A 21,395-nucleotide genomic window follows, 5' to 3' on the forward strand; every position below is an offset into this window, starting at 1 on the left:
CTTTTAAGCCCCAATAATGCTTGGTGTTGAAATGGAATGATAGGGCTTGACTAATTCATACCTTCTGAGTTTTCTGATATTAACTAAGGCGGTATTGGCTGAAATGGCTTGTGTCATGCTGCTTGTGGGGCGTAAAGAAGTGAGCGTATTCACATGCCCTGCATTGCATCGTGGGTTTCTAACCCCCACATCTTCTGGGTCATACCACGCCCCTTTTTGGATACTCAAAACCCCTTGACGGATATTCTTAGTTACAAACGCCCCCGCTAACAACCTCCCCCTAGCGTTAAACACTTCTACAATTTCACCATGCCTAATGCCTAATTTATTAGCGTCTAGTTCGTTGATCATTACAGGCTCTCTGCCTTGAATTTTATACACATTCCTAACCCAAGTGTTATCAAGCTGTGAATTGACACGGTATTTTGGGTGCGGAGAGATTAAATGGAACGGGTAAATCTCAGCCATTTTAGAGCCTAGCCACTCAGCTGGCTCAAACCAAGTAGGATGCCCTTTAAAATCGGCCCGTTTAAAATCCGCGCATTTTTGAGAAAAAATTTGAATTTTCCCGCTCTCTGTGTCCAGCTTATTATTAATAGGGTCTTGCCTGAATTTCGCATGACGCACAAACTTTCTCGCATTTTCAGGGATTTCAAACTCCACAAAGCCATCCCTCCAAAACTGATCAAACGATTTCAAAGTAGGACCATCGCTTTTTTCATAAAGGCCCTTAATCCATTCCATGTAACTCTTAGATTCAGTGAATTTCTGCTCTGTTTCATTGCCCCCAATGCGTAAAGCAAGCTGTCTGAAAATCTCATAATCGTCTTTAGATTCATAAACAGGCTCTATCACCTTACGCATGGCATAAACCACATTTTTAGAATAACTCCCTCCAAAAGTAATATCATCTCTTTCCATAGTGCTAGTGGAAGCAAAGACAATATCAGCAAATTTTGCCGTAGGCGTCCACCAAGGCTCATGCACGATCACGCAATCTAAAGTCCTTAAAGCGCGAATCAGCTCGTTTGTATCAGCTTCATGCCCCAATAAATCCGCCCCACAATTATAAATCATTTTGATTTTAGGCAATTTGAGTTTTTTACCCATAAAATCAATTTCTTTATCCGGATTTAAAATCGCTTCAGAAATTCTAGATGCTGGAATAACGCTTTTTACAGAATTATGCCCTTGTGAAATCATCGGAACAATTCTTGCCCCTGAGCTTGCTTGAGCGTTTCCTCCATAATGCATAGAAAAGCCAAAGCCCCCACCAGATAAACCCACTTGACCAATCATGCAGGCTAAAACAATTAACGCCCAATCAGGTTGCTCGCCATACTGAGCTCTTTGCATGGCCCAATTACCCGCTAAAAAAGTGCGTTTAGAAACAAACAAATCCGCTAATTCTTTGATTTTTTCTGCGCTCACTCCAGTGATTTGAGACGCCCACTCTAAAGTCTTAGGCGCATTATCGCTCTCTCCTAGCAAATAGGGTAAGAATTTATCAAAGCCATCAGTGTATTTAGCGATAAACGCTTTATCGTATTGATCGCTCGTGTAAAGATAATGCATCATGCCTAGCATTAACGCTACATCAGTATTAGGGCGAATGGGTATCCATTCAGCGCTAAAGGCTTGAGCGGTTTCGGTATAAATGGGATCGATACTAATGAATTTGATACCAGCTCTTTTATACTTAGGGTAGTAGCTATCATTGACATGGTTTGGCACGAAATAATCAATGCGGTTGCACTTGAACAAATCCGCTCCCCACATGACATACACCTTGCAATTTTTAATCATCTCTTCATGCGTGGTTTGTTGCGAATAAACTTCCATATCCCCTACAATCATAGGGTTTATTCTTGCAGCCGCGCCATTGCCATATTCCCCATCAGTGCCAATAGCCCCCCCTAAAGTCGTGTTAAAAAAACGCCATGCCAAATGATGACAACGATGCAAACTACCCGCATGCCCCCAGCCACCATAACTGGCGTTATAGATGTTTTCTTTAGGGATTTCTTTAAGTTTTTTAGCCGCCAAATCCAACGCCACATCCCAACTCACGCGCACAAACTCTTCTCTCCCGCGCAATTCTTTGTGGTTTTTTTTGTTTTCTAAGAAGCTCTTACGCACGCAAGGATACTTCACCCTACTATCTGAATACACCCTATCAACCATCGCTTTTAACATCATGGTAGGGTTATAATCGCTCTTTTGGGGGATAATATCTTTAACCACTCCGTTTTGAACCTTTGCGATAAAGGGGCCAAAATGCGTTGCATGCGGAATGGATTCTACTTTTTCAAAAACACCAACAGCTTTTAAAACATTAGCGCTAGCGAGCGCGATTGGGATTTTTGTTAGGATACTTCTGCGTGAAATGGACATGGTTCTCCTTCAAGCTTGCATTCTGTTAAAATACCCCAAATTCTAACATATATTCACATAAATTACCGCTAATAAGCCCGCAAAGCCCGGGTGTTAATTTAAAACTACTTTTTATTCACGCTGCTCATGTCAGCGACTTTCCCCCACATCAAGCGGTATTTCCTCTTCATAAATTCAATTTCTTCTCTCGCCTGATGGAGTTCGTCTCGCAAAAGATCAATGGTTTTTTTATCTTCTTCATAAACTTCTTGCATAGAGATTAAAGCGTCTTTTAAAAACATGTTTTCATTTTTAAAGGCTGAAATCGTTTCATCTTTAGCGCCAATGACTTTATCATGCAAGTTTAAAATCGTGTTAATGGTCTTTTCCACAAACACAGGCTCTAAAGAACGCCCGTTCATATCCATAGAAATCAAATTATTTTCTACCTTTTTGATTAAAGCGTTTGTCCCGCTGCTCGCATCAATTAAAAGCTTGTTGTTGCTTATTTTGCTTTTAATTTTACCGATATTCACTAATTCTAAGATCCTTTCTTTAGGAAGCCCTGAAAGGCGGCTAAACTCTTCTAATTCAATCCATGCTAAAGCGCTCAAATCTTCTAAAACCACCGGCTCTTTAGACTCTCGCTCTTTATCCTCTACTTCTTGCTCATTTTGTTGCACCGCTTGCGCTTTGTTCAAATCTAAAATGTCCAAATTTTTCCTTAAAAATAGTTTTAGCTTAACGCAATTTTTTAACCGCTTTTTTCAAGCTGTCTAGCAAATAATCAATATCGTTTATGGAATGCGTGAAATGCAAGCTCACTCTAAGCCATCCGGGTTTAGCGTTAAAATCGCTTGACTTTTGAGCGTTAAGATTCAACAAATCATGCCCATAAGGCCCCGCGCAAGAGCAACCCGCCCGTGTTTCAATAGCGTATTCATAGCTCAAAACCCTCGCTAAATCATAGGGCGAAATCCCACCAATATTAAAAGCCACTACCCCCACACGACTCGCTGTTAAATTCCCATAGATATTGATAGCGGGCAAGTCTTTTAAGCCATGCATGAGCACTCTTAAAAGGTTGTTTTCTTTCTTGTGGATAAAATCCAAACCGCATTCATCTCTTAATTGATACGCTAGAGCGCTCCTGTAAAATTGCAACAACCCTGGCGTGCCAAACTCTTCCCTCAAAGGCAATTCATCAATAAATTCATGCCGTGTGCAATTAGCGTATTTAATCACGCCCCCTGCGCTAAAACTCGGGGCGATTTGCGTGTCAATCAAATCTTTAGAAATGCCTAAAAGACCGCACCCTCCAATGCCCCCTAAAAGCTTGTGAGGCGCATAAAAACCGGTTTGGTATTTGCAATCTTTAGGGTTAGCATGCGCACTAAAATTCGCCAAATCCAAAGCCAAAGCGGCCTTATATTTCTCACACAATGATGAAACTTCTTTTAAGGGCGTAAGCAGTCCGGTTACATTAGAAGCCGCGCTCATAGAAACCAAGCTGTTAGGAGATTTTTTTAAAGTTTGCTCTAAAATTTCTAAATCCAATAAGCCATGTTCATTTAAAGGGATACGCACCACTTCACACAAGCCTTCACGCCAGCTGATTTCATTAGAATGATGCTCATAAGGCCCTACAATCACACGCTTTAAAGCCATATCTTTCAAATACGGCTCTAAATTTTTCTTCGTTTTTGAAGGGATACACACCCCTAAAATTTCTTGAAATTTCTTAATCGCTGAGCTCGCCCCATACCCCGTGCTCAAGACGCAATGATCATCGCTCAAATTTAAAGAACGCTTTAACTTTTCTTGGCACTCTTTTAAAAGCATGCCCATTAAAATCGCATGCTTAGAAGCCACAGAATGAGCGTTCGCATAATAAGGCAGTAAAGATTTCACGCGCTTTTCCACTAAAGCACTCGCTAAACCTGAAGCCCCCCAGTCAAAATAAGACACCCCTTTTTTTAAAATAATACTGGATTTAACCTGCTCTAAAGGACTCTCATTAGGATTGAGCAAGGGAGCAAAACTCCTATTTAAAAACGCTTGCACGAAACACACCAACGCTTTTAATGTTTATCCCCGCTCAAAATATGAAAATGCAAATGCATCACCTCTTGCCCGGCGTTTTTACCCACATTGGTTAAAAGCTTGTAGCCCCTTTCTTTGATGCCTAATTTTTCCACCACTTCAAAAATAAAACTTGTCATTTGCGCCATAAGCTCTGGGGTGATGCCATTAAAATCCTGAATGCTTTGTTTGGGGATCACTAACGCATGCACCTTAGCTTTAGGGTTAATGTCATAAAAGGATAAAAAACGCTCGTTTTCTAAAATCTTAGAACAAGGGATTTCGCCTTGGATTATTTTTTCAAACACATTCATGCTTTTTTGCTCCCTTTTAAGGTTTTTCTTTTATTAAAGTTGTATTATAGCTTTTTAAAAATAAAATATAAGGATCGTTATTGCACACCTTAATAGAGCGATTAGAAAAGGTTACTAATAGCAAAGAGTTAGAAGAAGCGCGCTTGAGCGCTTTGGGTAAAAAAGGGGTTTTTGCGGATAAATTCAACCAGCTCAAAAATCTAAACGGCGAAGAAAAAAACGCCTTTGCTAAAGAAATCCACCATTATAAACAAGCGTTTGAAAAGGCCTTTGAGTTGAAAAAAAAGGCGATTTTAGAGCTTGAATTAGAAGAACGCTTGAAAAAAGAAAAAATTGATGTGAGTTTGTTTAACGCTATTAAAACAAGCTCTTCTCACCCTTTAAATCACACTAAAAATAAAATCATTGAATTTTTTACCCCATTAGGATACAAGCTTGAAATCGGCTCTTTGGTGGAAGATGATTTCCATAATTTCAGCGCTTTAAACTTGCCCCCTTACCATCCTGCAAGAGACATGCAAGACACTTTCTATTTTAAAGATCACAAGCTTTTAAGGACTCACACTTCGCCCGTTCAAATCCACACCATGCAAGAACAAACCCCACCCATTAAGATGATTTGTTTAGGCGAAACCTTTAGGCGCGATTATGACTTGACCCACACGCCCATGTTCCATCAAATTGAAGGGCTTGTCGTGGATCAAAAAGGGAATATCCGTTTCACGCACTTAAAGGGCGTGATTGAAGACTTTTTGCATTATTTCTTTGGCGGCGTGCAATTAAGGTGGCGCTCTAGCTTTTTCCCTTTCACAGAGCCAAGCGCTGAAGTGGATATTAGTTGCGTGTTTTGCAAGCAAGAAGGCTGTAGGGTTTGCTCGCACACAGGCTGGCTAGAAGTGTTAGGCTGTGGCATGGTCAATAATGCGGTGTTTGAAGCCGTAGGGTATGAGAATGTGAGCGGGTTTGCTTTTGGCATGGGGATTGAAAGGTTAGCCATGCTGACTTGCCAGATCAATGATTTGCGCAGTTTCTTTGAAACTGATTTGAGGGTGTTGGAGAGTTTTTAATGAAACTGAGCGTTAATGATTTGAGCGTTTTTGTAGATGCGCCTAAAGATATAGCCAAACTCTGTGAGGATTTGAGTCGCTTAGGTTTAGAAGTGGAGAGCTGTATCCCTTGTGTTGCTCCTAAAAATGTGGTTGTTGGTAAGGTTTTAGAAAAAGCCCCCCATAAAAACGCTGAAAAACTCAGCGTGTGTCAAGTGGGTGTGGGTAAGGAAGTGTTACAAATCGTGTGTGGGGCTAAAAATGTCGCGCCAAACCAATTCGTGCCAGTCGCTTTAAATGGGGCGCTAATCGGCTCAACAACCATCGCTAAAACTGAACTTAGGGGGGTTGAAAGCTGCGGCATGATTTGCTCTAGCAGCGAATTGGGATTCCCTAAAATCAATGATGGCATCTTGGAATTAGACGAGAGCGTTGGGGAGTTGGTTTTAGGGAAAGGATTAAACGAATACGCCCCTTTCAACACGCATGTTTTAGAAATTTCATTGACTCCTAATCGTGGGGATTGCTTGAGCGTTTTAGGGATTGCCAGAGAGATTAGCGCGTTTTATCACACGCCCCTAAAGCCCATTAAGGCTTTAAATTTTACACCAAAAAGCGATTTGATCACGCTTCATGCGGGCGAAAATATTGAATCGCATCTGGCTTATTATTTGATTTGCAATCATTCTTTAAAAACCCCTTTAAGCGTCAAACTTTCGCTCGCTCATAATAATGCCTTGAGCGAGAACGACCTAAACAATTTCATAGAATTTAGCACGCATTTTAGTGGGGTGGTGATGAACGCTTATAGCCTGGATGCAACCCCTATTGATTTGAGCGTGAAAAACGATGAAAACAACCTTGAAAGCGTTTATATCAACCATCAAAAACGCTCCACTATCGCTATCAAACATCAAGATCAAAAAGATTTGAGCGAGTGTTTGCTTTTAGAAGCGAGCTATACTGATCCTATAAGCCTGTCTTTAAAATTGCACGCCCTAAAAGATAAAACGCTTCAAAAAGACAACGCCCTTATTTATAGAAGCGCTAGGGGGAGCAACCCTAATTTATCAGACGGCTTGAATTTTTTAAGTGCCCATTTGAAAGCGGCAATTTTAGAAAGCAAACAAACTAAGCATGCCTTAAAAGATCGCACCCTTAAATTCAAACTTGAAGACATTACCGAAATTTTGGGGCTTGCCATAGAAGAAGAAAAAATTCAAGGCATTTTAAAAAATTTAGGCTTTAAAGTTGGCATAAAAGAGCCAAACTCAAAACCCCAAATTTTAGAGGTTGTTGCACCAAATTTCAGGCATGACATTAAAACGATCCAAGATATTGCTGAAGAAATCTTACGCTTTGTAGGGATTAATCATTTGATTTCAAAGCCCCTTGATAGCGTCAGTAACAAAAAATCAAACCCCCATTACGACACACACCGCTTTTTTGAAAACCTTAAACACAAGGCTCTCGCTTGCGGTTTTAAAGAAGTCATTCATTATGTGTTTTACTCTAAAGAAAAGCAGCAAAAACTAGGCTTTGAAGTTTTAGAAGATCCCCTAGAATTGCAAAACCCTATCACAACGGAGTTAAACACCCTAAGAACGAGCCTTGTTTGCGGGCTTTTAGACGCCAGTTTAAGGAATAAAAATTTAGGGTTTAAAAGCATAGCCCTTTATGAAAAAGGGAGCGTGTATAACTCTAAAAGAGAAGAAATCCAAAAACTGGGCTTTTTAGCGAGCGGCTTACAAAAAAAAGAAAGCTACCCTGATGCTAAAGGCAAGGCTTGGGATTTTTACTCTTTTGCCGAGTGCGTTTCAAAAGTTATAGGGGATTTTAGCTTGGAAAAACTGACCACTCAAGCCCCCATTAACCACCCCTACCAGAGCGCTAAAATCATTCAAAATCATGAAATCATAGGCGTGATTGCTAAAATCCACCCCAAAGTGATCCAAGAATTGGATTTGTTTGAAAGCTATTACGCTGAGATAGACGCTTCTAAACTCAAACGCCCTGCCATGCTATTAAAACCCTTCAGTATTTACCCTAGCAGCGTGAGGGATTTGACTCTAATCATTGATGAAAACACCGCTTTTAGTAGGATTAAAAAAGCCCTAAAAGACGCTCAAATCCCTAATTTAAGCGAGATTCTACCCCTTGATATTTTTAAAGAAAGCGATAATACCATAGCCTTAAGCGTGCGTTGCGTGATTCATTCTTTAGAAAAAACCCTAAATGATGAAGAAGTTAATTCAGCCGTGCAAAAAGCGCTTGAAATTTTAGAAAAAGAATTTAACGCCCGCCTTAAGGGATAATATAAGGATAATATAAGGATAAAATATGATAGAGCTTGACATTAACGCTAGCGATAAATCGCTCTCACACAGAGCCGTTATTTTTAGCCTGCTCGCTCAAAAGCCTTGTGTTGTGCGGAATTTTTTAATGGGAGAAGATTGTTTGAGCTCTTTAGAAATCGCTCAAAATTTAGGGGCTAAAGTGGAAAATATCGCCAAAAATTCTTTTAAAATCACGCCCCCAACGGCTTTAAAAGAACCTAACAAGATCTTAAATTGCAACAATTCTGGCACCAGTATGCGTTTATACAGCGGGCTTTTAAGCGCTCAAAAAGGCCTTTTTGTTTTAAGCGGGGACAATTCCTTAAACGCGCGCCCCATGAAAAGAATCATTGAGCCTTTGAAAACTTTTGGGGCAAAGATTTTAGGGAGAGAGGATAACCATTTCGCCCCCTTAGCGATCTTAGGGAGTCCTTTAAAAGCTTGCGATTATGAAAGCCCTATCGCTTCAGCTCAAGTCAAAAGCGCTTTTATTTTAAGCGCCTTACAAGCTCAAGGCTCAAGCGCCTATAAAGAAAGTGAGCTTAGCCGTAACCACACAGAAATCATGCTTAAAAGTTTGGGAGCTAATATCCAAAATCAAAACGGCGTTTTAACGATTTCACCCCTAGAAAAACCCCTAGAAGCCTTTGATTTTACCATAGCCAATGATCCGTCTAGCGCGTTTTTTTTCGCCCTTTCTTGCACGATTACGCCCAAAAGCCGCCTTCTTTTAAAAAATGTCTTGCTCAACCCCACCCGCATAGAAGCTTTTGAAGCGTTGAAAAAAATGGGCGCTTCCATAGAGTATGCGATCCAATCCAAAGATTTAGAAATGATTGGCGATATTTATATAGAGCATGCCCCTTTAAAAGCGATTAACATTGATCAAAATATCGCCAGCCTTATTGATGAAATCCCTGCTTTAAGTATCGCTATGCTTTTTGCAAAAGGCAAAAGCATGGTTAAAAACGCTAAAGATTTACGATCTAAAGAAAGCGATAGGATTAAAGCGGTTGTTTCTAATTTCAAAGCTTTAGGGATTGAGTGCGAAGAGTTTGAAGACGGGTTTTGCATAGAGGGATTAGAAGATATAAGCCAATTAAAACAGCGCTTTTCTCAAAAAAAACCCCCCCTTATCCAAAGCTTTAACGATCACAGGATTGCGATGAGTTTCGCTATTTTAACTTTAGCATTGCCTTTAGAAATTGACAATTTAGAATGCGCAAACATTTCTTTCCCGCAATTCAAACGCTTACTCAATCTATTCAAAAAAAGGAGTTTTAATGGAAATTAAAATGGCTAAGGATTATGGTTTTTGTTTTGGCGTCAAAAGAGCGATACAAATCGCTGAAAAAAATCAAAACAGCTTGATTTTTGGCTCGCTCATTCATAACGCTAAAGAAATCAATCGTTTGGAAAAAAACTTCAATGTGAAAATTGAAGAAGACCCTAAAAAAATCCCTAAAAATAAGAGCGTGATCATAAGAACCCACGGCATTCCTAAGCAGGATTTAGAATACTTGAAAAATAAGGGGGTCAAAATCACTGATGCGACTTGCCCGTATGTGATCAAACCCCAACAAATCGTGGAATCCATGAGTAAAGAAGGGTATCAAATCGTGCTTTTTGGGGATATTAACCACCCTGAAGTCAAGGGCGTGATCAGCTATGCCACTAACCAGGCTTTAGTCATCAATTCTTTAGAAGAATTGCAAGAAAAAAAGCTCCAACGAAAAGTGGCTTTAGTCTCCCAAACCACCAAACAAACCCCCAAACTCTTGCAAATCGCTTCTTACTTGGTGGAAAGATGCACTGAAGTGCGTATTTTTAACACGATTTGTAACGCAACTTCTTACAACCAAAAAGCCGCTTTGGATTTGAGTAAGGAAGTGGATATTATGATAGTCGTGGGCGGTAAAACTTCTTCAAACACCAAACAGCTCTTAAGCATCGCCAAACAGCATTGTGAAGACAGCTACTTGGTAGAAGATGAAAACGAATTAGAGTTAGCGTGGTTTAAGGATAAAAAATTGTGTGGGATTACCGCTGGGGCTTCCACGCCGGACTGGATTATAGAAAATGTCAAGCAAAAAATCAGCACGATTTAACACATTTTGAAAATTTTCTTTAAAAAAACCGCTAATTGTTAATTTTTAAACGATTTTGTAAGCCAAAAAAGGATACAATGTCCCTAAGGATTTTATATTTATTTTATAGTAAGGCAGTCAATGAGCAAGATACCAGATGATCAGAACTTTAATGACGAGGAGGAAAACTTCGCAGAACTCTTAAAAAAAGAAGAAACCCTAGAAAAAGGCACTATCAAAGAAGGGCTAATCGTTTCCATCAATGAGAATGATGGCTATGCCATGGTGAGCGTGGGCGGTAAGACAGAAGGCCGTTTGGCTTTGAGTGAGATCACCGATGAAAAGGGGCAGTTGCTGTATCAAAAAAATGACCCCATTATCGTGCATGTGTCCGAAAAAGGTGAACACCCTAGCGTTTCCTACAAAAAGGCCATTTCCCAACAAAAGATTCAAGCCAAAATTGAAGAATTAGGCGAAAACTATGAAAACGCCATTATTGAAGGCAAGATTGTAGGCAAGAATAAAGGGGGTTATATCGTGGAGTCTCAAGGCGTGGAGTATTTTCTCTCTCGCTCGCGCTCTTCTTTAAAGAATGACGCAAACCATATCGGCAAACGCATTAAAGCGTGCATCGTTCATGTGGATAAGGAAAACCATTCTATCAATATTTCTCGCAAACGATTCTTTGAAGTCAATGACAAACGACAGCTTGAAGTTTCTAAAGGATTGTTAGAAGCTACAGAGCCGGTGTTAGGGGTTGTGTGCCAGATCACCCCTTTTGGTATTTTTGTAGAAGTTAAGGGGGTTGAAGGATTAGTCCATTATTCTGAAATCAGCCATAAAGGACCGGTCAACCCTGAAAAATACTACAAAGAGGGCGATGAAGTCTATGTCAAAGCCATCGCTTATGATGAAGAAAAAAGACGCCTTTCACTCTCCATAAAAGCGACCATAGAAGACCCATGGGAAGAGATCCAAGACAAGCTAAAACCCGGATACGCCATTAAGGTGGTGGTGAGCAATATTGAAAATTATGGGGCGTTTGTGGATATTGGTAATGATATTGAAGGCTTTTTGCATGTTTCTGAAATCTCTTGGGATAAAAATGTCAGCCACCCTAGCAACTACTTGAGCGTGGGGCAAGAGATTGATGTGAAGATCATTGACATTGATCCAAAAAATCGCCGTTTAAGGGTTTCTTTAAAGCAACTCACTAACAGGCCTTTTGATGTTTTTGAATCCAAACACCAAGTGGGGGATGTTTTAGAAGGCAAAGTGGCGACTTTAACGGATTTTGGGGCGTTTTTGAATCTGGGTGGGGTGGATGGTTTGCTCCACAATCACGACGCTTTTTGGGATAAAGATAAAAAGTGCAAAGACCACTATAAAATTGGCGATGTGATCAAAGTGAAAATCCTTAAAATCAACAAAAAAGATAGAAAGATCTCTTTGAGCGCGAAGCATTTGGTTACTTCCCCTACAGAAGAATTCGCTCAAAAGCATAAAACAGACAGCGTGGTTCAAGGCAAAGTGGTGAGTATTAAGGATTTTGGCGTTTTCATTAACGCTGATGGCATTGATGTGCTCATCAAAAATGAAGACTTGAACCCCTTGAAAAAAGATGAAATCAAAATAGGGCAAGAAATCACATGCGTGGTGGTTGCGATTGAAAAATCTAATAACAAGGTGCGCGCTTCTGTGCATAGGTTAGAGCGCAAAAAAGAAAAAGAAGAGTTGCAAGCTTTTAACACGAGCGATGATAAAATGACTTTAGGGGATATTCTTAAAGAAAAGCTCTAAAGAGCGATTTTAAAAGCATGAGAATGGCATGAGATTTAAGAGTATTGTTGCTTTTATTTCCCTAGCTGTCGCTCTTGGCGTTTTAGCCTACTTGTTTTTAAGCGTTAAAAAAGAAATGCCCGCCATTTCTCATGCAGATAAAAACCTCTCTCAAACGGATGCAAAAAGCCATGACATCAACCTAGAAGACAATAACCCTAATGAAACCTCTCATAATGAAAAAGCCCCCCATAACCAAGAAGATCGCAATAACGCTCTTTCTCAAAACCTTGATGCGCAAGAAGTCATCAATTACCCTGTTATAGAGCATCATTTTGAAATCCCTTTTGAAGAAAAAAAAAGGGAGTATTCAAAGCTTATCATTAAGGATTTAAAGGGTTATCAATGGTGGTGTTTAAAAGAAATCCTTAAAAAAGAACAAATTGATTACGCTTACGATAACACCAAAAACCAACCTAACCTCATCATCTATTTAGACAAAAACAAAAAAGAACGCTTTTTAGCTGATTTAGACTATTATAAAATACGCTATCATGCCGTTTTTTAGATTCAAAGGATAAAAATGTATCAAGTAGCCATTTGCGACCCCATCCATGCTAAAGGCATTCAAATTTTAGAAGCTCAAAAAGACATTGTCTTGCATGATTATTCCAAATGCCCCAAAAATGAGCTTTCAGGAAAACTCACTCTTATGGATGCGCTCATCACGCGCAGCATGACCCCTATCACCAGCGATTTTTTAAAGCCCTTAACCCACTTAAAATCCATCGTGAGAGCGGGCGTGGGAGTGGATAATATTGATTTGGAAAGCTGTTCTCAAAAAGGGATTGTAGTGATGAATATCCCTACCGCTAACACGATTGCCGCTGTGGAATTAACCATGGCGCATTTGATCAATGCGGTGCGCTCATTCCCTTGCGCAAACGATCAAATCAAACACCAAAGGTTATGGAAAAGAGAAGATTGGTATGGCACGGAATTGAAAAATAAAAAGCTGGGCATCATTGGTTTTGGGAATATTGGCTCTAGGGTGGGCATTAGGGCTAAAGCTTTTGAAATGGAAGTCCTAGCCTATGATCCTTATATCCCTTCTTCAAAAGCCACTGATTTAGGGGTCATTTACACAAAAAATTTTGAAGATATTTTGCAGTGCGATGTGATCACTATCCACACCCCTAAAAATAAAGAAACCATTAACATGATAGGCGCTAAAGAGATCGAACGCATGAAAAAAGGGGTTATTTTGATCAATTGCGCTAGGGGTGGGCTTTATAATGAAGACGCTCTTTATGAAGCTTTAGAAACCAAAAAAGTGCGTTGGCTTGGTATCGATGTCTTTTCTAAAGAGCCTGGCATTCACAACAAGCTTTTAGACTTGCCTAATGTTTATGCGACCCCCCATATTGGCGCAAACACTTTAGAATCCCAAGAAGAAATTTCCAAACAAGCCGCTCAAGGGGTTATGGAATCTTTAAGGGGTTCAAGCCACCCGCATGCTTTGAATTTACCCATGCAAGCTTTTGATGCGAGTGCAAAAGCCTACTTGAATTTAGCGCAAAAACTGGGTTATTTTTCCAGTCAAATCCATAAGGGCGTGTGCCAAAAAATTGAGCTCAGTCTTTGTGGGGAGATCAACCAATTTAAAGACGCCCTTGTAGCCTTTGCGCTAGTGGGGGTGTTAAAACCTGTTGTAGGGGATAAAATCAATTACATTAACGCCCCCTTTGTGGCTAAAGAAAGAGACATTGAGATTAAGGTTAGCCTTAAAGAAAGCGCTTCGCCCTATAAAAACATGCTCTCTTTAACTCTAAATGCGGCTAATGGTTCAATCAGCGTGAGCGGCACGGTGTTTGAAGAAGATATTTTAAAACTCACTGAGATTGATGGGTTTCATATTGATATAGAGCCAAAGGGTAAAATGCTTTTATTCAGGAATACGGATATTCCAGGCGTTATTGGGAGTGTGGGGAATGCGTTCGCTAGGCATGGCATTAACATCGCTGATTTTCGTTTGGGGCGTAACACGCAAAAAGAAGCCCTAGCGCTCATTATTGTAGATGAAGAAGTTTCTTTGGAAGTTTTAGAAGAGCTTAAAAACATTCCTGCGTGCTTAAGCGTTCATTATGTGGTTATTTAAGGTAGTTGGATGCGAGATTTTTTAAAGCTTTTAAAAGAGCATGATGAATTAGAAGTCATTGACACCCCCCTTGAAGTGGATTTAGAAATCGCTCATCTGGCCTATATAGAAGCGAAAAAGCCTAATGGGGGCAAAGCCCTTTTATTCACGCAACCCATAAGAAAAGAGCATGACCAGATCAAAACCTTTGATATGCCTGTTTTAATGAACGCTTTTGGCTCTTTCAAACGCTTGGAGCTTTTATTAAAAACCCCCATAGAAAGTCTGCAACAACGCATGCAAGCGTTCTTGCACTTTAACGCTCCTAAAAATTTCACTGAGGGTTTGAAAGTCTTAAAAGATTTATGGGATTTAAGACACATTTTCCCTAAAAAAACCACTCGCCCTAAAGATCTCATTATCAAGCAAAATAAAGAAGTCAATTTGTTGGATCTACCCGTTTTAAAAACTTGGGAAAAAGATGGTGGGCCTTTTATCACTATGGGGCAAGTCTATACCCAAAGCCTGGATCATAAAAAAAAGAATTTAGGCATGTACCGCTTGCAAGTTTATGATAAAAACCATTTAGGCTTGCACTGGCAAATCCATAAAGACTCCCAACTCTTTTTCCACGAATACGCTAAGGCTAAAGTCAAAATGCCTGTCAGTATCGCTATTGGTGGGGATTTGCTCTACACATGGTGCGCGACAGCCCCCTTACCTTATGGGGTTTATGAACTCATGCTCTATGGGTTTATGAGAGGAAAAAAAGCGCAAGTAATGCCATGCTTGAGTAATTCTTTAAGCGTGCCAAGGGATTGTGATATTGTGATAGAAGGGTTTGTGGATTGCGAAAAGCTAGAGCTTGAAGGGCCTTTTGGGGATCACACGGGCTATTATACCCCCATTGAGTCTTACCCTGTTTTAGAAGTCAAAACCATTAGCTATAAAAAAGATTCCATTTACTTAGCCACTGTGGTGGGTAAGCCCCCTTTAGAAGACAAATACATGGGGTATTTGACTGAACGCTTGTTCTTGCCCTTGCTTCAAATGAACGCCCCCAATCTGATAGATTATTATATGCCAGAAAATGGGGTGTTTCATAATTTGATTTTAGCCAAAATACACACGCGCTATAACGCTCATGCCAAACAAGTCATGCATGCTTTTTGGGGTGTGGGGCAGATGAGTTTTGTCAAACATGCGATTTTTGTCAATGAAGACGCTCCCAATCTAAGAGACACCAACGCTATCATTGAGTATGTATTAGAAAATTTTTCTAAAGAAAAAATTCTCATCTCTCAAGGCATATGCGACGCTTTAGATCATGCAAGCCCTGAATACGCTATGGGGGGGAAACTCGGTATTGATGCGACCTCTAAAAGCAACACCCCCCACCCCACGCTTTTAAACGATAGCGCCTTATTAGCGCTTTTACAAGATAAAATGCCAAATATCGTTCTTTTGAAGCAATATTACCCGCACACCCGTAACCCCATTTGCGTAATCAGCGTGGAAAAGAAAGACAAAAGCGTCATTGAACTGGCTAAAAATTTGCTCGGTTTTGAAGAGTATTTACGCGTTGTCATCTTTGTAGAGCATACCAGCAACGATTTAAACAACCCTTACATGCTGTTATGGCGCATCGTTAATAACATTGACGCGCAACGCGATATTCTCACCTCTAAACATTGTTTTTTTATAGACGCTACCAATAAGGGCATTATGGATAAACATTTTAGAGAATGGCCTACAGAAACCAATTGCTCCATGGAAGTCATAGAGGGTTTGAAAAAGAAAGGGCTTTTAAAAGATTTTGAAACTTTAAATCAAAAATTCCACCTCACGCATTCTTTTAGCACGCATAAAGAAGATCTATAAAGAAGAGCTATGACAGATTATAGCCAAAGGATTGATACCCTCATCGCAAAAATAGAAAAGGCTCGCATCGCCTATTCAAGGCACCACATTGTAAAAATCGTGGCTGTTTCAAAAAACGCTTCCTTAGAAGCCATTCAAAATTACTATAACTGCTCTCAAAGGGCTTTTGGAGAAAATAAAGTCCAAGATTTAAAAATTAAAATGCATTCTTTAGAGCATTTACCCCTTGAATGGCACATGATAGGCTCTTTACAAGAGAATAAAATCAATGCACTTTTGAGTTTAAAACCCGCTCTTTTGCATTCTTTAGACTCCTTAAAACTCGCTTTGAAAATAGAAAAGCGTTGCGAAATATTGGGCGTCAATTTAAACGCTCTTTTACAGGTTAATAGCGCGTATGAGGAAAGTAAAAGCGGGGTGATGCCTGAAGAAACGCTAGAAATTTATTCTCAAATCAGTGAAACTTGCAAGCGCCTCAAGCTTAAGGGGCTTATGTGTATAGGGGCTCATGCTGATGATGAAAAGGAAATTGAAAAATCCTTTATTACCACCAAAAAGCTTTTTGACCGATTAAAGAATGCGAGCGTTCTTTCAATGGGCATGAGTGATGATTTTGAATTAGCGATTGCTTGCGGGGCGAATCTTTTAAGGATTGGCTCTTTTTTGTTCAAAGAGTAAGATGCTAGAATCTTATGCGCTTGAAAGTGGGGCTGTTTTTATCTCTGATGCGCATTTTTTGCCTAAAAGCCCTCATTTAATCAATACGCTTAAAGAACTTTTAAACGCCAAACCCCCACAAGTCTTTTTCATGGGCGATATTTTCCATGTTCTTGTGGGCTATTTACCCCTAGATAAAGAGCAGCAAAAAATCATTGATCTAATCCATGCTTTAAGCGAAATTTCACAAGTCTTTTATTTTGAAGGCAATCATGATTTTTCCATGCGTTTTGTATTCAATTCTAAAGTGGTGGTTTTTGAGCGCCAAAACCAGCCCGTATTATTCCAACATGATAACAAACGCTTTTTACTAGCCCATGGGGATTTATTCATCACTAAAGCGTATGAATTTTACATCACGCAACTCACTTCCACTTGGGCCAGATTTTTTTTAACTTTTTTAAATTTATTAAGTTTTAAAACCTTATACCCCCTTTTTAAAAAACTCATCTATCAAAAACCCATCCGCCTTTGGGAATTAGAGCCAAAAGAATTGCAATCTTTTATTGAAAAGCGCCTAAAAGCCTACCAAAACTACATTAAAAATCTTAACATTGGTAGCATTGACGGCATTATAGAGGGGCATTTTCATCTCAAAAGCGGCACAAAAATCCCCTTGAATGCGCCTATTTATTGCCCACTGCCTTCCTTTTATTACAAACAAAGCCTTTTTAAGGTATCATCAAGCGTTTTAGAACCATCTCAAAATAAGGACGCCTAAATCATGGCAGAAAAAACAGCTAACGATTTAAAATTGAGTGAGATAGAACTCGTGGATTTTCGTATTTATGGCATGCAAGAGGGCGTCCCTTATGAGGGGATTTATGGCATCAATGTGGCTAAAGTCCAAGAAATCATCCCCATGCCCACCCTTTTTGAATACCCTACGAATTTGGATTACATTATCGGCGTGTTTGATTTACGATCCACGATCATTCCGCTTATAGACTTGGCCAAATGGATAGGGATTGTCCCAGATAAAAGCAAGGAAAACGAAAAAATCGTCATTATCACTGAATTTAACAATGTTAAAATGGGCTTTTTAGTCCATTCCGCTAGGCGTATCAGGCGCATTAGCTGGAAAGATGTGGAGCCTGCATCCTTTAGCGCATCTAACAGCATCAATAAAGAAAATATCACCGGCACGACCCGCATTGAAAACGACAAAACCCTGCTCATTTTGGATTTAGAAAGCATTTTAGACGATTTAAAGCTTAATGAAGACGCTAAAAACGCTAAAGATACCCCTAAAGAGCGTTTTGAAGGCGAAGTGTTGTTTTTAGACGATAGCAAGACCGCAAGAAAAACCTTAAAGAATCATTTGAGTAAATTGGGTTTTAGCATCACTGAAGCTGTGGATGGGGAAGATGGGTTGGATAAATTAGAAATGTTATTCAAAAAATACGGGGATGATTTGAGGAAACATTTGAAATTCATTATTTCAGATGTTGAAATGCCTAAAATGGATGGCTATCATTTCTTATTCAAGCTCCAAAAAGACCCCAGGTTTGCCTATATTCCTGTGATTTTTAATTCTTCTATTTGCGATAATTATAGCGCTGAAAGGGCTAAAGAAATGGGGGCTGTAGCGTATTTAGTCAAGTTTGATGCAGAAAAATTCACCGAAGAAATTTCTAAGATTTTAGACAAGAATGCGTAATTCTTTTTATAAAATTGTAAAATACTCTTATCTCAAACGCTAAAAAGGGGTTTTAAATGGATGATTTGCAAGAAATAATGGAAGACTTCTTGATTGAAGCCTTTGAAATGAACGAGCAATTGGATCAGGATTTAGTGGAATTGGAGCATAACCCTGAGGATTTGGACTTGCTCAATCGCATTTTTAGAGTCGCTCACACCATTAAGGGCTCTAGCTCGTTTTTGAATCTCAACATTCTCACGCGTCTCACGCACAACATGGAAGATGTCTTGAATCGCGCCAGAAAGGGCGAAATCAAAATCACGCCTGATATTATGGATGTCGTGTTGCACTCCATTGATTTGATGAAAACCTTGCTCGTAACGATTAGAGATACCGGCTCTGATACCAATAACGGCAAGGAAAACGAGATTGAAGAAGCGGTCAAACAGCTTCAAGCCATTACGAGCCAAAATTTAGAGGGCGCTAAAGAAACTTCAGGAACTAAAGAAGCCCCCAAAAAAGAAGTGAAAAAAGAAGCGGAAAAAGAAAATACAGAAGAAAATCAAGAAAACAAGGCAAAAGCCCCTACTGCAAAAGATTTTGCAAGCGATAACCCTCTAGCCGATGAGCCGGATTTGGATTACTCTAACATGAGCGCTGAAGAAGTGGAAGCGGAGATTGAGCGGCTATTGAACAAACGCCAAGAGGCCGATAAAGAACGAAGAGCCCAAAAAAAGCAAGAAGCCAAACCTAAACAAGAAGTTGCCCCTAAAACAGAAACCCCCAAAGCCCCTAAAACCGAAACTAAAGCTAAGGCTAAAGCAGATACTGAAGAAAATAAAACCCCCTCTATTGGCGTGGAGCAAACCGTTAGGGTGGATGTGCGCCGCTTGGATCACTTAATGAATTTAATCGGTGAGCTTGTGTTAGGAAAAAATCGCTTGATTAGGATTTATGGCGATGTGGAAGAACGCTATGATGGGGAAAAGTTTCTAGAGGAATTAAACCAGGTGGTTTCTTCTATTTCAGCGGTAACGACAGACTTGCAGCTTGCGGTGATGAAAACCAGGATGCAACCAGTGGGCAAGGTGTTCAATAAATTCCCTCGCATGGTAAGGGATTTGAGCCGAGAATTAGGCAAAAGCATTGAATTAATCATTGAGGGCGAAGAAACCGAACTAGACAAATCCATTGTAGAAGAGATTGGCGATCCGCTCATTCACATTATCCGCAACTCATGCGATCATGGGATTGAGCCTTTAGAAGAAAGAAGAAGGCTTAACAAGCCTGAAACCGGTAAGGTGCAATTGAGCGCGTATAATGAGGGTAACCACATTGTGATTAAAATCTCTGATGATGGCAAAGGGTTAGACCCTGTGATGCTTAAAGAAAAAGCGATTGAAAAAGGGGTGATTAGCGAAAGAGACGCTGAAGGCATGAGCGATAGGGAAGCGTTTAACCTCATTTTCAAGCCAGGCTTTTCTACCGCAAAAGTCGTTTCCAATGTTTCAGGCAGAGGCGTGGGCATGGATGTGGTGAAAACCAATATTGAAAAGCTCAATGGGATCATTGAAATTGATTCAGAAGTGGGGGTAGGCACGACTCAAAAGCTTAAAATCCCTCTCACTCTGGCCATCATTCAAGCTTTACTCGTGGGCGTTCAAGAAGAATATTACGCTATCCCGCTTTCTTCAGTGTTAGAAACCGTGCGTATCAGCCAAGATGAAATCTACACCGTTGATGGCAAGAGCGTGTTGCGTTTGAGAGATGAGGTGCTTTCTTTGGTGCGCCTTTCTGATATTTTTAAAGTGGATGCTATTTTGGAATCCAACTCAGATGTGTATGTGGTTATCATTGGCTTGGCCGATCAAAAAATTGGCGTGATCGTGGATTATTTAATCGGTCAAGAAGAAGTGGTCATCAAATCTTTAGGCTACTATCTTAAAAACACTAGAGGCATCGCTGGCGCTACGGTGAGAGGCGATGGGAAAATCACTCTCATTGTAGATGTGGGGGCGATGATGGATATGGCAAAAAGCATCAAGGTCAATATCACTACCTTGATGAACGAATCCGAAAACACCAAGAGCAAAAATTCTCCTAGCGATTATATTGTCTTAGCGATTGATGACAGCAGCACGGACAGAGCGATTATCCGCAAATGTTTAAAACCATTAGGCATCACGCTTTTAGAGGCCTCTAACGGGTTAGAGGGTTTAGAAATGCTTAAAAATGGCGATAAAACCCCGGACGCTATTTTAGTGGATATTGAAATGCCTAAAATGGACGGCTACACTTTCGCTTCTGAAGTGCGTAAATACAATAAATTCAAAAACCTGCCTTTGATTGCAGTAACCAGTCGGGTAACTAAAACCGATAGGATGCGCGGCGTTGAATCCGGCATGACTGAATACATCACCAAGCCTTATAGCGGTGAGTATTTAACCACCGTAGTGAAACGCAGCATTAAATTAGAAGGAGACCAATCGTGAGCAATCAATTAAAAGATTTATTTGAAAGACAAAAAGAAGCTAGTGCGGGTTCTAAACAAGAAGATAATGAAGAAATTTTGCAATTCATTGGCTTTATTATTGGCGATGAAGAATACGCCATTCCCATTTTGAATATTTTAGAAATCGTCAAACCCATTGGTTACACGCGAGTCCCTGAAACCCCAAATTATGTGCTTGGCGTGTTCAATTTAAGGGGTAATGTCTTCCCTTTGATCAGTTTGCGTTTAAAATTTGGCTTGAAAGCCGAAAAACAAAACAAGGACACTCGTTATCTCGTGGTGCGCCATAACGATCAGATCGCTGGGTTTTTCATTGATCGCTTAACCGAAGCCATTCGCATCAAGCAAACAGATATTGATCCGGTGCCAGAGACTTTGAGCGATAACAATAATTTAACTTACGGCATTGGGAAGCAAAACGACAGACTCGTAACCATTTTAAGAGTGGAAGAAATCTTAAAAAAAGACTTCTAAAAATTTTAGTTTATC

The 21,395-nt window shown here is 40.0% G+C and carries 17 protein-coding genes; 13 read left to right on the forward strand and 4 right to left on the reverse strand.

Going from position 1 to position 21,395, the window contains the following annotated elements:
- Positions 1-3: 3 nt before the first annotated feature.
- The 4 genes from HPSH112_RS05110 to HPSH112_RS05125 form a co-directional block, all read right to left on the reverse strand.
- Positions 4-2,394, reverse strand: a complete 2,391-nt coding sequence (locus HPSH112_RS05110; RefSeq protein WP_000028312.1) for a molybdopterin guanine dinucleotide-containing S/N-oxide reductase — start codon at positions 2,392-2,394, stop codon at positions 4-6.
- 104 nt (positions 2,395-2,498) lie between these two features.
- Positions 2,499-3,089: a DUF3972 domain-containing protein gene (locus tag HPSH112_RS05115; RefSeq protein ID WP_000352080.1), complete on the reverse strand. Its 591-nt coding sequence runs from the start codon at positions 3,087-3,089 to the stop codon at positions 2,499-2,501.
- A 25-nt stretch (positions 3,090-3,114) separates the two neighbouring features.
- On the reverse strand, positions 3,115-4,437 hold the full coding sequence (locus HPSH112_RS05120) for an aminotransferase class V-fold PLP-dependent enzyme (protein ID WP_001147610.1): 1,323 nt from the start codon (positions 4,435-4,437) through the stop codon (positions 3,115-3,117).
- A gap of 17 nt (positions 4,438-4,454) precedes the next feature.
- Positions 4,455-4,769 (reverse strand): histidine triad nucleotide-binding protein, encoded by a 315-nt coding sequence (locus tag HPSH112_RS05125; protein WP_001100354.1) that lies wholly within the window; start codon positions 4,767-4,769, stop codon positions 4,455-4,457.
- An 80-nt stretch (positions 4,770-4,849) separates the two neighbouring features.
- Between HPSH112_RS05125 and pheS the strand changes: the two genes are divergently transcribed.
- The 13 genes from pheS to cheW all read left to right on the forward strand — a co-directional run bounded on the left by pheS (position 4,850) and on the right by cheW (position 21,380).
- Positions 4,850-5,836 (forward strand): phenylalanine--tRNA ligase subunit alpha, encoded by a 987-nt coding sequence (gene pheS / locus HPSH112_RS05130; protein WP_000557091.1) that lies wholly within the window; start codon positions 4,850-4,852, stop codon positions 5,834-5,836.
- A complete protein-coding gene (pheT, locus tag HPSH112_RS05135; RefSeq protein ID WP_000778323.1) occupies positions 5,836-8,130 on the forward strand; it encodes a phenylalanine--tRNA ligase subunit beta in 2,295 nt (764 codons plus the stop codon). Before pheS ends, pheT begins: the two co-directional genes overlap by 1 nt.
- Positions 8,131-8,155: 25 nt before the next feature.
- Entirely contained in the window at positions 8,156-9,445 is a 1,290-nt protein-coding gene (gene aroA / locus HPSH112_RS05140) for a 3-phosphoshikimate 1-carboxyvinyltransferase (protein ID WP_000570942.1), read from the forward strand.
- Positions 9,435-10,259: a 4-hydroxy-3-methylbut-2-enyl diphosphate reductase gene (locus tag HPSH112_RS05145; RefSeq protein WP_000403560.1), complete on the forward strand. Its 825-nt coding sequence runs from the start codon at positions 9,435-9,437 to the stop codon at positions 10,257-10,259. Before aroA ends, HPSH112_RS05145 begins: the two co-directional genes overlap by 11 nt.
- Positions 10,260-10,379: 120 nt before the next feature.
- Positions 10,380-12,038 carry a 30S ribosomal protein S1 gene (locus HPSH112_RS05150; protein WP_000036185.1) on the forward strand — a complete coding sequence of 553 codons (1,659 nt, stop codon included), beginning with the start codon at positions 10,380-10,382 and terminating at the stop codon, positions 12,036-12,038.
- 28 nt (positions 12,039-12,066) lie between these two features.
- Positions 12,067-12,585, forward strand: a complete 519-nt coding sequence (locus HPSH112_RS05155; protein ID WP_001211317.1) for a hypothetical protein — start codon at positions 12,067-12,069, stop codon at positions 12,583-12,585.
- A 15-nt stretch (positions 12,586-12,600) separates the two neighbouring features.
- Positions 12,601-14,175: a phosphoglycerate dehydrogenase gene (gene serA / locus HPSH112_RS05160; RefSeq protein ID WP_000285157.1), complete on the forward strand. Its 1,575-nt coding sequence runs from the start codon at positions 12,601-12,603 to the stop codon at positions 14,173-14,175.
- Positions 14,176-14,184: 9 nt separating this feature from the next.
- A complete protein-coding gene (locus tag HPSH112_RS05165) occupies positions 14,185-16,035 on the forward strand; it encodes a menaquinone biosynthesis decarboxylase (RefSeq protein ID WP_001204274.1) in 1,851 nt (616 codons plus the stop codon).
- A 9-nt stretch (positions 16,036-16,044) separates the two neighbouring features.
- Entirely contained in the window at positions 16,045-16,713 is a 669-nt protein-coding gene (locus HPSH112_RS05170; RefSeq protein ID WP_000133268.1) for a YggS family pyridoxal phosphate-dependent enzyme, read from the forward strand.
- 1 nt (position 16,714) lies between these two features.
- Positions 16,715-17,473, forward strand: a complete 759-nt coding sequence (locus tag HPSH112_RS05175; protein ID WP_000894280.1) for a UDP-2,3-diacylglucosamine diphosphatase — start codon at positions 16,715-16,717, stop codon at positions 17,471-17,473.
- 3 nt (positions 17,474-17,476) lie between these two features.
- Entirely contained in the window at positions 17,477-18,412 is a 936-nt protein-coding gene (gene cheV3 / locus HPSH112_RS05180) for a chemotaxis protein CheV3 (protein WP_000818686.1), read from the forward strand.
- A gap of 56 nt (positions 18,413-18,468) precedes the next feature.
- Positions 18,469-20,886 carry a chemotaxis histidine kinase/response regulator CheAY2 gene (cheAY2, locus tag HPSH112_RS05185; RefSeq protein WP_000342391.1) on the forward strand — a complete coding sequence of 806 codons (2,418 nt, stop codon included), beginning with the start codon at positions 18,469-18,471 and terminating at the stop codon, positions 20,884-20,886.
- The gene (gene cheW / locus HPSH112_RS05190) at positions 20,883-21,380 is read left to right on the forward strand and encodes a chemotaxis protein CheW (RefSeq protein ID WP_000070766.1); all 498 of its coding nucleotides are present in this window, start codon (positions 20,883-20,885) and stop codon (positions 21,378-21,380) included. Before cheAY2 ends, cheW begins: the two co-directional genes overlap by 4 nt.
- Positions 21,381-21,395 lie beyond the last annotated feature (15 nt).

The organism is Helicobacter pylori Shi112, from assembly GCF_000277405.1.
In the GTDB taxonomy this organism is placed as follows: domain Bacteria; phylum Campylobacterota; class Campylobacteria; order Campylobacterales; family Helicobacteraceae; genus Helicobacter; species Helicobacter pylori_C.